Consider the following 14,460-nt stretch of genomic DNA (forward strand, 5'->3'; position numbering starts at 1 on the left):
AGATCAGCCCCCGAGTCCCTCGGCCCACGAGTAGCCCGCCAGGTACGGATCCGGTTCGACGGCCTCGCCGGAATCCCACACGCTGTAGATCAGGCCGTCGGGACGGATCTCGCCGATCCGGGCGGTTTTGGTGATGTGGTTGTTCTCGCCGTCGATGGTCACCAGGCCCTCGGGTCCTTCGAAGGTGACCCCGCCCGCGGCCTGCTGCACATCCGCGACCGCGAAGGACTGAGCCTTCTCGACGGTGTTCTTCCACAGGTACACCGAGACGTAGGCGGCCTCCATGGGATCGGAGGTCGGCTTGTTCGCTCCGTACTTCGCCTTGTACGCCTTGACGAACGCGGTGTTCTGCGGGTTGTCGACGGTCTGGTAGTAGTTCCAGGCGGTCAGCTGGCCGGCGATGTGCTGCACGCCGATACCGCCGACCTCCTCCTCGGCGATGGACACCGAGACCACCGGCATGTCCTGCGCGGTCAGGCCGACGTTCCTGTACTCGCGGAAGAACGCCACATTGGAATCGCCGTTGAGGGTGTTGAACACGGCGTCGGCGTCGGCCGAGCGGACCTTGTTGACGATGGTGGAGAAATCGGTGGAGCCGAGCGGGGTGTAGTCCTCGCCCTTGATCTCGATGCCGTTGGCCTCGGCGTAGGCCTTGATGATGCGGTTTGCGGTCTGCGGGAAGACGTAGTCGCTACCCACCAGGTAGAGCGATTTCACCCCGCGGCCCTTCAGATAGTCCAGGGCGGGCACGATCTGCTGGTTGGTGGTGGCGCCGGTGTAGAAGATGTTCTTCGACGATTCCAGGCCCTCGTACTGGACCGGGTAGTACAGCAGCGCGTTGCGGTCCTCGAACACCGGCAGCATGGCCTTGCGGCTCGACGAGGTCCAGCCGCCGAATACCGCGGCCACGCAGTCGCTGCTGATCAGTTTCTCCGCCTTCTCCGCGAACACCGTGGGCTCGGAGGCGCCGTCCTCGCCGACCAGCTGGATCTGCTTGCCCAGGACCCCGCCGGCGGCATTGATCTCGTCGACGGCCAGCCTGATCGAATCCCGGACGGTGACCTCGGAGATCGCCATGGTGCCCGACAACGAGTTCAGCGAGCCGACCTTGATACTCGGGCCCGTGGTGTCGACACAGGAGGTCGTGTTCGCGCCGGCCTGATCGGAGGCGGAGCTACCGCAGGCGGTGACCGCCACCGCGGTCGCGCACACCGCGGCCGGCAGAGCGAGAAGGGTCCGTGCCCGCCGGCGGTTGCGGGTGCCGCGGGATACCGCGACTTTCCTGGGTTGTCCGGGTGCTTCGGTTCTGGCTGCATTCATGACCGTTCGGCCTCCACTCAGGAAAGGTCAGCCCGCTGACTTGCTTGTATTCGGCGTTGTATACAGCGACGTATACGAGGAATCACGGTAGGGAGGCTGTGTTTCGCCCACGTATCGCAGCGTGAAGCTCGAGTATCTATCGGCCGAGGATCCCGGCGCCGCTGCCGAGAGCAGATCTGCCGAGAGCAGCGTGGGCTCCCGCTTCCCCGCCTGCTCCGGCAGCGTGGTGAGCATGGCTCACGACGACAAATCCCCGCTGTTCGGCTGGCGTGCCCGCGAACAGCTCCTGTCCCGCCGCATCCTGGTTCTCGACGGCCCGCTCGACGACGACAACGGCACCTTGTTGGCGACCCAGCTCCTCACCCTCGCCGCCGAAGACGGCGAGGCCGGAATCTCGCTGTGGATCCATTCGCCCGGCGGTTCGGTACCGGCGATGCTGGCCATCCGCGATGTCATGCGGCTGGTGCCGAGCCCGGTATCCACCCTCGCCCTCGGATTGGCCTGTAGCGCCGGCCAGTTCCTGCTCTCCTCGGGAACCCCCGGCAAACGTTTCGCGCTACCGCACGCCCGGATCCTCATGCACCAGGGGTCGGCCGGTATCGGTGGCTCCGCGGTGGATGTGGAGGTGCAGGCCGATGATCTGCGTTACACGGTGGAAACCGTGCTGGGCCTGATCTCCGCGGATACCGGGCAGCCCTACGAACGGATCTACGAGGACTCCCTGCACGATCGCTGGTTCAGCGCGCCCCAGGCGAAGGAATACGGCTTCATCGACCATATCGTCGGCGATTTCGCGCAGGTCGTCCCGCAGCGCCAACGGGTTGGGATCTCCGCATGAGTACCTACACGATCCCCAATGTGATCGCCCGGCATCCACAGGGTGAGCGGATCACCGATATCTATTCGCATCTACTCGCCGAACGCATCGTCTACCTCGGCACCCCCATCGACTCCGGAGTCGCCAACGCGCTCATCGCGCAGCTGCTGCACCTGGAATCGGAGAGTCCGGGACAGGAGATCGACTTCTACATCAACTGCGAAGGCGGTGATCTGTCATCGATGCTCGCGGTCTACGACACCATCCAGCACATCGGCGCCCCGGTGCACACCACCTGTGTCGGTCAGGCCATCGCGGTCGGTGCCGTGCTGCTCGCCGGTGGCACACCCGGCCACCGGGCGATGCTCCCGCACGCCCGGGTGGTCCTGCACCAGCCCGCGGCCCGCGGCCAGGGAGCCATTCCCGATCTCATCCTGCAGGCCGACGAACTCGTGCGGATGCGAGCGGAGATCGAAACGATCCTGTCCCGGCACACCGGGCGGACCCCGGAGCAGCTGCGGCACGACACCGACCGCGACCGGGTGTTCACCGCGGCGGCCGCGGTGGAATACGGGCTGGTCGATTCGGTGCTGACGCCGCGGAGCCCGGCCGCCGCCCGATGATCGGGACCGCGGCGGGCGCGGACACCGGCCGGGTCAGGCCGCCCGGAGCAACGCTGTCGGTGCGGTGCCCGGGCGACGGGTCGCCACGGGATGACGCCGGGACCGGAGTTCATCGGCCACCTGTTCGGTGAGCGTGCCGAGAGAGGTGCCGAGAGCACCGGCCAGTGCGGCGATCATCTCGCTGGAGGGTTCTTTGCGGCCGCGTTCCACCTCGGACAGGTACTGCGGTGAAATACCCGCGCGCTCAGCGGTCTCCGCGAGCGTTTCGCGTTTCTCGTTGCGCAGCATACGGAGTCGCCCGCCGAGGACCTCGCGCCACAGTGGCTCGGGATGGTCCACCGGTTGCCGGGGCGACCGCTCGGCGCGTCCACCGGGAATCGCCTGGAGTCTGCGGGGCTCGGTCATGGACAGAGCCTAGAACCCGGATCCGCCGGTACGGGCGGATTACGCTATGGGCGTACATCCGGACCGGCTCCGAGGTGGTCGACAGCGGCGATCATGCTTCCGGAGAAGCGGATCCCGCGCGGACGCCGGTGTCTCCGGTTCGCGGTCGCCGTGCCGGCAGCGTATGCGGTAATCCTGCCGGGTTCGGCCGGAGATGCGGGCCCGCGTGCACGGGCCCGCATATCGGTCAGCTGCTGCCGAAGAGACCACGCAGCAGATGGCGGGCCCAGCCGGCCGGATCCTGCCGACCGCGGTCCCAGTGGCGATCGTGGTTCCAGTGGTCGTCGCGATCGTGGTTCCAGTGGCGGTCGCGGTCGCGGTCCCAGTGGCGGTCGCGATCACCGTGGCGGTCGCGATCCACCTGGGTGTAACCCGGAGCCGGGGCCGCCGGGTCGGCCACCGCGGGAGCCGCGAGGCCGGCCAGCGGGACCAGGATGATGGCACCCGCGACGGCGATCCGGGCGGTGGCCCGGCGGGTCGCGGATACTCGGTTCGTGCGGAACACTTCGAATCCTTTCGTGCTGTGACCTCCGGCACAGCGGAAGTGGCCGGGCCGGAAGACGTTGAACCTTCACCCTTCCGCAATGGTCACGAAAGTCACAGACCTTCCGCGGATTCGATCGAGAAATCATCCCGGGGTACTACGGGGATTCCCCGGTCCGTGCGCCGACCGGGCCATGAGCGGGTCATCCGCCAGGTGGATCGCACCCACCGTGGCGTGATGCCGGTCTCCCCGGGGCGGAGTTATCCCTCACTGGTGGGGGTTTTCGAAGTGGAGGAACTTTCCCGGACATGGCATCGTTGTCAGAGAGATCAGGCGGATCGACCGTGGTCTGTCTGGCTCGCAACAGAAAGTATGAAGTAAGTAACATGGCTCAAGGCAGCGTGAAGTGGTTCAACAGCGAGAAGGGCTTCGGCTTTATCGCGCAAGACGGGGGCGGACCTGACGTCTTCGTGCATTACTCGGCAGTCGCCGGCAGCGGTTTCCGTACCCTCGAAGAGGGTCAGCGCGTGGAGTTCGAGATCGGGCAGGGCCAGAAGGGTCCGCAGGCTCAGGACGTCCGCGCCATCTGAGTGATGTGACGAAACCAGCAGGGCCCCGCACCTTCCGGTGCGGGGCCCTGCTGCGTATCCGGGGTCGCGCAGCCGTCCCGGCAGGGAAATCCGCGAGGTGCGCAAAGCCGCGCTCGGATCGATGGCTGCTGTTTTGCCGGGAGGTCGACACGTGCCGATCGGAGAATTGTCGAGTGTGCGCCGGAAGCATCCGGTGTAAAAATCCGATAATTCAAATCGCGGCGTTCCGGGGACCGAAAAGCCGGCGGTGCGCATTTCGGTTCCGCGCTGCTGTGAACCGCTTCTGTGCCACTTCGGCGCCGGGCGTCCGAGCCGATTTGCGCAACGCGCCGAACTCGGCCCGAGCCGACGGTTTCCGGCGACGCGGACGGCTGTGCCCGGGGCCGCGGCATTCCGGATCGGTGTGGCCCGGGCGGCGCTACCGGCACGGCACCGAACCGCATACGGGACGCATCGGCGCGTGATCCGGCCCACCCGTCGACGGGGTCCGCGCAGCTCGACTCGTACCGATAGCAGGGGGCGGGACATGGCCGGATCGATCCGAACTAAGCTTGGCCCCGTCAACTGGCCGTCCCCACATCCAGGAGTACCCCACTGTGAGCCAAGCAGGCCGTCCTGTAGTTCTGATCGCCGACAAGCTCGCCCAGTCGACCGTCGATGCGCTCGGTGACGGTGTCGAGGTCCGCTGGGTCGACGGCCCGGATCGGCCCGCGCTGCTGGCCGCGGTGCCCGAGGCCGATGCGCTGCTCGTCCGTTCCGCGACCACCGTCGACGCCGAAGTCCTCGAAGCCGGCAAGAATCTGCAGATCGTCGCCCGGGCCGGAGTCGGCCTGGACAATGTCGATGTCCCCGCCGCCACCGAACGCGGCGTGATGGTCGTCAACGCGCCCACCTCCAATATCCACACCGCTGCCGAGCACGCTGTCACCCTGCTGTTGAGCGCGGCCCGCCAGATTCCGGCCGCCGACGCCACCTTGCGCGAGCGCACCTGGAAGCGCAGCAGCTTCAACGGCGTGGAGATCTTCGGCAAAACCGTCGGTGTGATCGGCCTGGGCCGGATCGGGCAGCTTTTCGCCGCGCGCCTCGCCGCGTTCGAGACCAAGATCGTCGCCTACGACCCCTACGTCTCCCCGGCCCGCGCCGCTCAGCTCGGCATCGAACTGCTGAGCCTCGACGAGGTGCTCGAACGGGCCGACCTCATCTCCATCCACCTGCCGAAGACCCCGGAGACCAAGGGCCTGCTCGGCAAGGACGCGCTCGCCAAGACCAAGAAGGGCGTCATCATCGTCAACGCCGCGCGCGGCGGCCTGGTGGACGAGGCCGCGCTCGCCGAGGCGATCACCTCCGGACATGTCCGGGCCGCGGGTATCGACGTCTATGAGACCGAGCCCTGCACCGACAGCCCGCTGTTCGACCTGCCCCAGGTCGTGGTCACCCCGCATCTGGGCGCCTCCACCAGCGAGGCCCAGGACCGGGCCGGTACCGATGTCGCCAAGTCCGTGCTGCTGGCCCTGGCCGGTGAGTTCGTGCCGGGCGCGGTCAACGTCACCGGCGGCGTGGTCGGTGACGAGGTCGCGCCGTGGCTGGATCTGGTCCGCAAGCAGGGCGCCCTGCTCGGTGCGCTCGCCGACGAACTGCCGGTGAGCCTCGAGGTACAGGTGCGTGGCGAACTGGCCGCCTCGGAGGTAGAGGTACTGCAGCTCGCGGCGCTGCGCGGAGTGTTCTCCGCCCATGTCGACGATCAGGTCACCTTCGTCAACGCCCCGGCGCTGGCCGAGGCCCGCGGGATCAGCGCCGAGGTGACCACCGCGACCGAGAGCCCCAGCCACCGCAGCCTGGTGGATCTGCGTGCGGTGTTCGGCGACGGCCGCACCCTCAATGTCGCGGGCACGCTGACCGAGCCGCAGCAGGTCGAGAAGATCGTCAACATCAACGGGCGCAACTACGATATGCGCGCCGAGGGCATCAACCTTGCCGTCCTCAATTACGAGGACAAGCCGGGCGCGCTGGGCAAGGTCGGCACCGCGCTGGGCGTCGCCGAGATCGATATCCTCGCCGCGCAGCTCACCCAGGACGCCAACAAGGAAGGCGCCACCGTCGTGCTGCGGGTCAACAAGGAGGTGCCCGAAGCGGTGCGTTCCGAGATCGCCGCCGCGGTCGGTGCCGCCAAGGTCGCCCTGGTCGACCTGTTCTGAGCTGTTCCGTGCACGCTGCCGCCCCGGGCCGGTGGGCGGCGTGCGCCGCCGGGTACGCACCCGCCCCGGGCCCTACGGTCCGGGGCGGACCGGTACCCGGCCACCGTTCCCGGTGACAGACCTACCCGGCCCGGCAGCCGCGTCCCGCTGGCGTTCGCGGCCTCGTTCGTAGAAAGCGTGGTTGTCATGAAACTCGCCGTGATTCCCGGTGACGGTATCGGACCGGAAGTCGTCACCGAGGCGCTCAAAGTGCTCGATGTGGTACTGCCCGGGGTCGAACGCACCCACTACGACCTGGGCGCCAAGCGTTACCACGCCACCGGGGAGATCCTGCCCGAATCGGTGCTGCCGGAACTGAAACAGCACGACGCGATCCTGCTCGGCGCGATCGGCGACCCCTCGGTGCCCAGCGGCATCCTGGAACGCGGTCTGCTGCTGCGCACCCGTTTCGCCCTCGATCACCACGTGAACCTGCGCCCCTCCAAGCTGTATCCGGGCGTCGGCAGCCCGCTGGCGGGCACCCCGGATATCGACTTCGTGGTGGTCCGGGAAGGTACCGAGGGCCCGTACACCGGCACCGGCGGCGCGATCCGGGTGGATACGCCGCACGAGGTCGCCACCGAGGTCAGCACCAACACCCGGTTCGGTGTCGAACGCGTGGTCCGCTACGCCTTCGCCAAGGCGCAGGCGCGGCGCAAGCATCTCACCCTGGTGCACAAGACCAACGTGCTCGCCTTCGCCGGCTCGCTGTGGCAGCGCACGGTGGACGAGGTCGGCGCGGAATTCGGTGATGTCGAGGTGGCCTACCAGCACATCGACGCCGCCACCATCCATATGGTCAACGATCCGGGCCGCTTCGACGTGATCGTCACCGACAACCTGTTCGGCGATATCATCACCGACCTCGCCGCCGCCGTCAGCGGCGGTATCGGCCTGGCGGCCAGCGGCAATATCGACGCCACCGGCACCAATCCGAGCATGTTCGAACCGGTGCACGGCAGCGCGCCCGATATCGCCGGCCAGTCCAAGGCCGACCCGACCGCGGCCATCCTCTCGGTCTCGCTGCTGCTCGAGCACAAAGGCGAGACCGCCGCTGCCGCCCGTATCCAGGACGCGGTCGCCAAGGATCTGTCCGGCCGCACCGGCACCGCGTCGACCACCGAGATCGGCGATCGGATCGCCACCGCTCTCTGACCTCGAGGGCCCCGGATTTCCGTGCGCGAAATCGGGTTGCGTGTCCGATACCATCGGGGATACCTGGGCGTATCCCCGATGGACGGCCCGAGCACTTGGAGGCAGCATGACCGCGTGGCACGCCACCAGTGATGTCGGCTTCGGCCCGTACACAGTGCTGGATCTCTACGATCTGCCGGAGGACGGCAAGGGTTTCGAACTCGAAGACGGGTGGTTGGTCGAGGTGGCAGCGGGGGCGCGGCACAACTTCATCGGGTGGTCGCTGGCCGGCCGAATCCGGACAGCTGCGGAAAGCGCCGACGTATTCGTCTGTGACGGCGGCGAGTGGGAGGTCAGCACGCCGTCGGGTGTCCGTAAGCCCGATGTGTTCGTCGTCCCGAAAGCAGTGGCGCGAGCCGCGATTGTCGACGAATCGCCGAAACTGATCCCGGGTACCGACATCCTGCTGGCCGTCGAGGTGGTGTCACCGGGCAGCGGTAGCGAACGCACCGACCGAGTGCGCAAGGTCCGCGAGTATGCGGCGCTGGGAATTGCGGAGTACTGGATCGTCGAACATCAGCCGCATATACGGATTCATCGAGGCACCCTTGACGGTGCCTCCTATCGTTGGGACCCGCCGGTGGCGGAAGGCACCGAGTTCATCGCCGAGATCGAGGCCGACGCGAGAATTCGCGTGGCGCTCGATCCGGCGGTGCTCATCGAGATCTGACGAGTGCGATCCGCTCGTCCGACCCGGCCGGGCCACTATATGCACCACCGACACGACTATCCATGTGATGGTCGACTCCCTGTGCTCGTCGAGACCTGACCGATTATCCGTTTGGGCATCCGGTACGGCCGGGGAGTTGTCGGCGGTAACGGATTCGGCCCCCGATTACTCGAGGGGCTTTTCCGACGCCACCGGGACCAGCGGGATCGCCACGGCCGCCAGGACCGCTGCCGCCAGGTAGACTGCCGGGAAACCGGTCGCGGTGATGAGCGCACCGAATACCGGGGGTACCGCGGCGACGGTCAGGTTCTGACCGGTGTTCTGGATGCCCAGTCCGCGACCGCTCCAGAACGGCCCGGCGCGTTCGGCTATGGCGGTGAAGGCCAGGCCGTTGTCGGAGACCGTGACCACCGAGGCGACGACGAGCAGTGGCACCGCGGCCCACCACCAGTGGGTCCAGGAAGTCAGTGCCAGCAGAGCCATGGTGGCGACCGCGGCGATCGCGACCTGGCGCAGCGGGCCCATCCGGCTGCCGACCCGGTCCGACCAGGCACCGGCGCCGATCCGGCCCAGCGCGCCCAGGATCTGGGTGAAGGTGACCAGCGCGCCGGCCGCCGCCAGTGACCAGCCGAGGTCGCGGTGCAGCCACAGCAGCGCGAAGGTCCAGACGGTGGCCTGGGGGACCACCAGCAGAATCGATACGCCGTGGATACGCCACAGTGTGCTGCTGCCCCGGTAGGGGTTCGCCCCGGTCGCCTGGGCTCGGGGCGGCCGGGGCGGGTCGACGATGCCCAGCAGGCAGCACACCGCGGCCAGTCCGGCCAATAGCGCGGGCACGGTGAGCGCGGGTGCGACGCCGAACCGGTCGGCGACCAGGGGGACCGACATCGCCGCGATTCCGACGCCGAGCGGCTGGCCGGTCTGCCGGATTCCCATGGCCAGGCCGCGCCGGTCGGGCGGGAACCAGCCGACGATCACCCGGCCGCTGGCACCGTTGGTGCTGGCGGCGCCGATCCCACCGAGGAACAGCAGGGCCCCCAGGGCGGGGTAGCCGGTGGTGAAGGCGGCGGCCGCACCGGCCGCGCACATGATCACCGGCCCGGCGACCAGTGCGATGCGTTCGCCGACCCGGTCGACCAGATAACCCCAGGCGATGAGGGTGCAGCACAGGCCGACGGTGGGCATGGCCACCAGCAGGCCGGCGGTGGGCAGTGGCATACCCCCGGCGGTCAGCGCGGGGAGCAGGAACGGCACCCCGTGGACGAAGATCGCGCTGGACACCTGGGCGAAGACCCCGAAGGCGAGCATGAGCCAGCGGTGCGCGGGGGATATCTGCCTGCCGGACGCGGCGATCGGGAGGGCCGCCGAAGGACTGTGCGCCATGGTTCCCCATCTCGGAACGAGAGAATCTCAATATATGAGAATATAGTCTCAATCTTTGAACTTACGCGGCCACGGTACACCTCCGGCCCCGGGATCCCGCAAGTAGTGGCCCGGTTCCCGCCGCCGGGCAGACCGGTCGGTCGGGCGCATTCGGGCTGGTGAACCCGGCTGGATAGACTTCGGTCATGCGTCTAGGTCGAGTTGCCAGCCCCGACGGGGTCGCGTTCGTCGCCATCGAAGGCGAAACCGCCAAGGAAATCGCCGAACATCCGTTCGGTACCCCGACGTTCACCGGCCGCAGCTGGCCGCTGGCCGATATCCGTCTGCTCGCTCCGATCCTGGCCAGCAAGGTGATCTGCGTCGGCAAGAACTACGCGTCCCATGCCGCCGAGATGGGCGGTGAGGCGCCGGCCGAACCGGTGATCTTCATGAAACCGAATACATCCATCATCGGCCCCGATATCCCGATCATCGTGCCGCCCAGTTCGTCCCGCGTCGACTACGAGGGTGAACTCGCCGTGGTCATCGGGCGGCCCTGCAAGGACGTTCCCGCGGCCCGGGCAAAGGACGTCATCCTCGGCTATACCGTCGCCAACGATGTGACCGCCCGCGACCAGCAGGCCCAGGACGGCCAGTGGACCCGGGCCAAGGGCTACGACACCTTCTGCCCACTGGGGCCCTGGATCGAAACCGAACTCGATCCGGCGGATCTCGAGATCACCACCGAACTCGACGGCGAAGTACGTCAACGTAGTACCACATCGCTACTGTTGCATGATATTCCGGATATCATCGAATGGGTCACCCGGGTGATGACCCTGCTCCCCGGTGATGTCATCCTCACCGGAACTCCCGAAGGTGTCGGCCCGATGAAAGACGGTCAAACGGTGTCGGTCACCGTCTCCGGTATCGGCACGCTGACCAATCCTGTTGCCGCGAAACGCTGAACGAAAGAGGGACATGACAAACGTACGGGTCCGTTTCTGCCCGTCACCCACCGGGACACCGCATGTCGGGCTCATCCGCACTGCGCTGTTCAACTGGGCCTATGCCCGCCACCAGGGCGGCACGTTCGTCTTCCGTATCGAAGACACCGATGCCGCACGGGATTCCGAAGAGTCCTATCAGGCGCTGTTGGACGCGTTGCGCTGGCTCGGACTCGATTGGGACGAAGGCCCGGAAGTCGGCGGCCCCTATGCGCCCTACCGGCAATCGCAGCGGCGCGAAATCCACCGCGATGTGGTGCAGAAACTCCTCGATGCCGGCGAGGCCTACGAATCCTTTTCCACGCCAGAAGAAGTCGAGGCGCGCCATCGGGCGGCCGGGCGTGATCCGAAACTCGGCTACGACAATTTCGATCGCGACCTCACCGCCGAGCAGATCGCCGAATACAAGGCCGCCGGCCGGGGTGCGGTGGTTCGGCTGCGCATGCCCGATGCCGACCTCACCTGGCACGATCTGGTACGTGGGGAAACCACCTTCAAAGCGGGTTCGGTACCGGACTACGCACTCACCCGTGGCACCGGCGATCCGCTCTATACGCTGGTCAACCCGGTCGACGACGCCACCATGCGGATAACCCACGTCCTGCGCGGCGAAGACCTGCTCTCCTCCACGCCGCGCCAGCTCGCGCTCTATGCCGCGCTGCAGCGCATCGGGGTCGCCGATTTCACTCCCGAATTCGGTCATCTGCCGTTCGTGATGGGCCAGGGAAACAAAAAGCTGTCCAAGCGCGACCCGGAGTCCGACCTCTTCCTCCACCGCGATCGCGGATTCATTCCCGAGGGGCTCCTCAATTACCTGGCGCTCCTCGGCTGGAGCATCGCCGACGACCACGATGTCTTCTCCATGGACGAGATGGTCGCGGCCTTCGATATATCGAAGGTGAATTCGAACCCGGCCCGCTTCGACCAGAAGAAGGCCGATGCGATCAATGCCGAGCACATCCGTTTGCTGGAGCCGGCCGATTTTGCCGGACGGTTGCGCGCTTTTTTCACGGACCGCGGATATATCGGTGCCGGAATTGACGAGAAGGTTTTTGCCGCAGCCGCCGATCTGGTGCAGACGCGCATTGTCGTGCTCGATGACGCATGGGGTCTGTTGCGATTCCTCTTCGCACCGTCCGAGGAGTTCGGTATCGACCCCGCTGCGGGCAAGAAGAATTTGGGGCCGGACGCCGTTCCGGTATTGGACGCCGCAATTCCCGCACTCGAACCGCTGACCGCCTGGACTGCCTCCGAGATCGAGGAATCGCTGAAAGTCGCGCTTATCGACGGAATGGAATTGAAACCGCGGAAGGCGTTCGCGCCGGTGCGGGTATCGGTCACCGGATCGCATATCAGCCCGCCGCTGTACGAATCCATGGAACTGCTGGGCCGCGAGCTCACCATGCAGCGACTGCGCGCGGGCCGCGAATGGACGCCGCCGGCCGAGTGACCGCCGGGCCACGACGCCGTCCCCGGGGCCGCCGGGGCCGGCGTCGGTCCACCCCTCCCGTGGCCGGTCGGCGGCGCCGCGGCACCGTTACACACCTGATGTGGCGGCGTGACCAGGCGATTTGTAGTTTCCCCGGAGCGGTTTGGTACTCTCTTTCTCGGCCGGAACGACGGTGCCGCCGCAGCCAGCGGTGCAACCGAAAGCCCAGGTCATTGGGGTATGGTGTAATTGGCAACACAGCTGATTCTGGTTCAGCCATTCTAGGTTCGAGTCCTGGTACCCCAGCGGAGATCGCTCTCAGCTTCATCGTCCAGATGCGGTGCGGAACGAGTTATCCAGGCGATTTGGTCGCCGCCGCCCGGTCGGTTACGCTGATCGAGCTTCGGATCGAGAGATCCGCGATCCACTCCAGCCAGGAGTTGATCACAAGTCCTGGCCCCGTCGTCTAGCGGCCTAGGACGCCGCCCTCTCAAGGCGGTAGCGCGGGTTCAAATCCCGTCGGGGCTACTCAGCTGCGAGGCCCATGCTCATGGAGAGCATGGGCCTTTGCTGATTCGCGATGCATTGCAGGGGTGCAACCCCCGCACCCCGCCCAGGCGGGCTCGGCGCCCCTGGACCCCCCTTGCGGACCGGGAACGGTTCGGGGACCGGCCGGGGCTGCGCCCCTGGATCCCCTGCGGGATGCTCACCGTGGGGCTTCGCCCCTGCAACCCGTTCGCTCGCTGGTTGCGTTGCCGGGGCTTCCCCGGAGCCCTCTTCGGACGGCCGTCCTCGACGGTGATGGCTGTGGGCGGCAAGTAATGACGGGCCGGTAGCGGCCGGGTCGGCGGGGTTTCCGGACCCGGGCCGGACGGGTGCCGGGTGCTGCCGGCCGGACAGCACCCGGGGGTCGGTCAGTCGTCCAGGGCGTTGGCGGTGGATCCGCCCAGGGGCATGGCGGGTAGGCCCAGTTTGCGGTGGTCCCAGCTGCGAATGCGATCGGGGACGATACGGACCGCGACGCGCTTGTTCAGCATGCCCTGGACGTACTCGCGCATGTCTTCGGTGTAGGGGCCGGTGTAGCGCTCCCAGACGCTGACCCCGACGGCGAACAGCTTCTCCGGGTCGTCGATCACCTCGGCACGACCCTCGAGGGAAACTCCGCGCAGGGTGTCGTAGGTTTTTCCGGCCTCGATCATGCAGGTGACCGTGGGGTCGCGACGCAGGTTGACGGCTTTCTGGGATTTGCCCTTGGTCTCGAACCACAGTTGGGGTATCGCGTCGGGCCGCTCCGGATCGGCGATCAGCGCGTACCACATCGCGGTGAGGTGCGGTTTACCGTCCGGGCCCAGGCTTGCCAGGGTGGCGACGCGACTGCGGGTGAGGAAATCGGTGATCTCGGTATCGGTCATCACGATCTGTGACCGTTGGTTCACTCCCATCAGGCCACCATAAGTGACGGCACCTGCCCACCGCTCAGAGTCGGCGGTGCAGCGCATCGGCGGCCGCGACCAGGTCCGCCGCCCAGCGCGCCCCCGGTCGGCGGCCCATTCGATCGATCGGGCCCGACACCGAGACCGCGGCGACCACCGCGCCCTGCTGATCGCGCACCGGCGCCGAAACGCTGGCCACCCCGGCCGCGCGTTCGCCGGCGCTCTGGGCCCAGCCGCGTTTGCGGACCTCGGCGAGTGTGCGTTCGGTGAACATGGCGTCGGCGAGGACGGTTCGCTGCAGGTCGGGATCGGCCCAGGCGAGGAGCACCTTGGCGGCGGATCCCGCGGTCAGCGGGAGGCGGGAGCCGATCGGCACGGTGTCGCGCAGCCCGGCGGGGGGTTCGAGGGCGGCGACGCAGACCCGCTCATTGCCCTCCCGGCAGTACAGCTGCACGCTCTCGCCGGTGATCTCGCGCAGCCGGGGCAGGATCGAGGTCGCAGCCTCGAGCAGCGGGTCGGCGGCGCCGGCGGCAAGTTCGGCGAGGGCGGGGCCCGGGCGCCAGGAGCCGTTGCCGTCCCGGGCGAGCAGCCGATGGGTTTCCAGGCCGACCGCGAGCCGGTGCGCGGTCGCGCGCGGCAGGCCGGTGCGCTCGCACAGGTCGTTGAGACTGCAGGGCCGTTCGGCGACCGCATACAACACTGTCACCGCTTTGTCCAGGACGCCGATACCGCTATGCTGTCTCATACAACGATATTAGCGTCCTGCATTCTGAGATGCCATTACGAACAGCCCAGGTGGCGTCCTGGAAGGGGTCGCATGATTCCAGCTAGCGCGTATCCGGTGCCGGGGAGT

14 protein-coding genes and 2 tRNA genes are annotated in these 14,460 nt (G+C 67.3%); 10 read left to right on the plus strand and 6 right to left on the minus strand.

The features are described from left to right. Positions 1 to 3: 3 nt before the first annotated feature. Entirely contained in the window at positions 4 to 1,320 is a 1,317-nt protein-coding gene (gene urtA / locus NS4_RS12095) for an urea ABC transporter substrate-binding protein (protein WP_084487141.1), read from the minus strand. A gap of 232 nt (positions 1,321 to 1,552) precedes the next feature. Between urtA and NS4_RS12100 the strand changes: the two genes are divergently transcribed. Beyond that, complete coding sequence (locus tag NS4_RS12100) at positions 1,553 to 2,158, plus strand: ClpP family protease (protein WP_063059696.1); 606 nt, start codon at positions 1,553 to 1,555, stop codon at positions 2,156 to 2,158. Then, positions 2,155 to 2,760, plus strand: coding sequence for a ClpP family protease (locus tag NS4_RS12105; RefSeq protein WP_063059612.1), 606 nt, complete (start codon positions 2,155 to 2,157; stop codon positions 2,758 to 2,760). The genes NS4_RS12100 and NS4_RS12105 overlap by 4 nt, the downstream gene beginning before the upstream one ends. A gap of 33 nt (positions 2,761 to 2,793) precedes the next feature. Here the strand turns inward: NS4_RS12105 and NS4_RS12110 are convergent, their stop codons facing one another. Together NS4_RS12110 and NS4_RS12115 are read right to left on the minus strand one after the other, a co-directional pair. Beyond that, positions 2,794 to 3,165 (minus strand): helix-turn-helix domain-containing protein, encoded by a 372-nt coding sequence (locus NS4_RS12110; protein ID WP_063059613.1) that lies wholly within the window; start codon positions 3,163 to 3,165, stop codon positions 2,794 to 2,796. A 226-nt stretch (positions 3,166 to 3,391) separates the two neighbouring features. After that, positions 3,392 to 3,709, minus strand: coding sequence for a hypothetical protein (locus NS4_RS12115; RefSeq protein WP_063059614.1), 318 nt, complete (start codon positions 3,707 to 3,709; stop codon positions 3,392 to 3,394). 365 nt (positions 3,710 to 4,074) lie between these two features. On the opposite strand from NS4_RS12115, the gene NS4_RS12120 reads away from it, so the two are divergent. From NS4_RS12120 to NS4_RS12140, 4 genes are all read left to right on the plus strand, one after another. Then, positions 4,075 to 4,278, plus strand: coding sequence for a cold-shock protein (locus NS4_RS12120; RefSeq protein WP_063059615.1), 204 nt, complete (start codon positions 4,075 to 4,077; stop codon positions 4,276 to 4,278). Positions 4,279 to 4,874: 596 nt separating this feature from the next. Next, positions 4,875 to 6,473: a phosphoglycerate dehydrogenase gene (serA, locus tag NS4_RS12130; protein WP_063059617.1), complete on the plus strand. Its 1,599-nt coding sequence runs from the start codon at positions 4,875 to 4,877 to the stop codon at positions 6,471 to 6,473. Positions 6,474 to 6,659: 186 nt separating this feature from the next. Continuing rightward, positions 6,660 to 7,667 (plus strand): 3-isopropylmalate dehydrogenase, encoded by a 1,008-nt coding sequence (locus NS4_RS12135; RefSeq protein ID WP_063059618.1) that lies wholly within the window; start codon positions 6,660 to 6,662, stop codon positions 7,665 to 7,667. A 106-nt stretch (positions 7,668 to 7,773) separates the two neighbouring features. Next, complete coding sequence (locus tag NS4_RS12140; protein WP_218020336.1) at positions 7,774 to 8,376, plus strand: Uma2 family endonuclease; 603 nt, start codon at positions 7,774 to 7,776, stop codon at positions 8,374 to 8,376. Positions 8,377 to 8,541: 165 nt separating this feature from the next. Here the strand turns inward: NS4_RS12140 and NS4_RS12145 are convergent, their stop codons facing one another. Further along, a complete protein-coding gene (locus NS4_RS12145; protein ID WP_218020337.1) occupies positions 8,542 to 9,759 on the minus strand; it encodes an MFS transporter in 1,218 nt (405 codons plus the stop codon). 185 nt (positions 9,760 to 9,944) lie between these two features. On the opposite strand from NS4_RS12145, the gene NS4_RS12150 reads away from it, so the two are divergent. The 4 genes from NS4_RS12150 (at position 9,945) to NS4_RS12165 (ending at position 12,702) form a co-directional block, all read left to right on the plus strand. Beyond that, the gene (locus NS4_RS12150) at positions 9,945 to 10,706 is read left to right on the plus strand and encodes a fumarylacetoacetate hydrolase family protein (protein ID WP_030521839.1); all 762 of its coding nucleotides are present in this window, start codon (positions 9,945 to 9,947) and stop codon (positions 10,704 to 10,706) included. A 13-nt stretch (positions 10,707 to 10,719) separates the two neighbouring features. After that, a complete protein-coding gene (gene gltX / locus NS4_RS12155; RefSeq protein WP_063059619.1) occupies positions 10,720 to 12,195 on the plus strand; it encodes a glutamate--tRNA ligase in 1,476 nt (491 codons plus the stop codon). Between the two features lie 213 nt (positions 12,196 to 12,408). Then, positions 12,409 to 12,480: transfer RNA gene (locus tag NS4_RS12160), tRNA-Gln, on the plus strand. Positions 12,481 to 12,629: 149 nt separating this feature from the next. Then, a tRNA-Glu gene (locus NS4_RS12165) sits at positions 12,630 to 12,702 on the plus strand. A 386-nt stretch (positions 12,703 to 13,088) separates the two neighbouring features. On the opposite strand, the gene NS4_RS12170 is transcribed toward NS4_RS12165, so the two are convergent. Beyond that, complete coding sequence (locus NS4_RS12170) at positions 13,089 to 13,616, minus strand: pyridoxamine 5'-phosphate oxidase family protein (RefSeq protein ID WP_063059620.1); 528 nt, start codon at positions 13,614 to 13,616, stop codon at positions 13,089 to 13,091. 34 nt (positions 13,617 to 13,650) lie between these two features. After that, entirely contained in the window at positions 13,651 to 14,352 is a 702-nt protein-coding gene (locus NS4_RS12175; protein WP_063059621.1) for an IclR family transcriptional regulator, read from the minus strand. Positions 14,353 to 14,460: the final 108 nt, after the last annotated feature.

Source organism: Nocardia sienata NBRC 100364 (assembly GCF_001613205.1).
In the GTDB taxonomy this organism is placed as follows: Bacteria; Actinomycetota; Actinomycetes; order Mycobacteriales; family Mycobacteriaceae; genus Nocardia; species Nocardia sienata.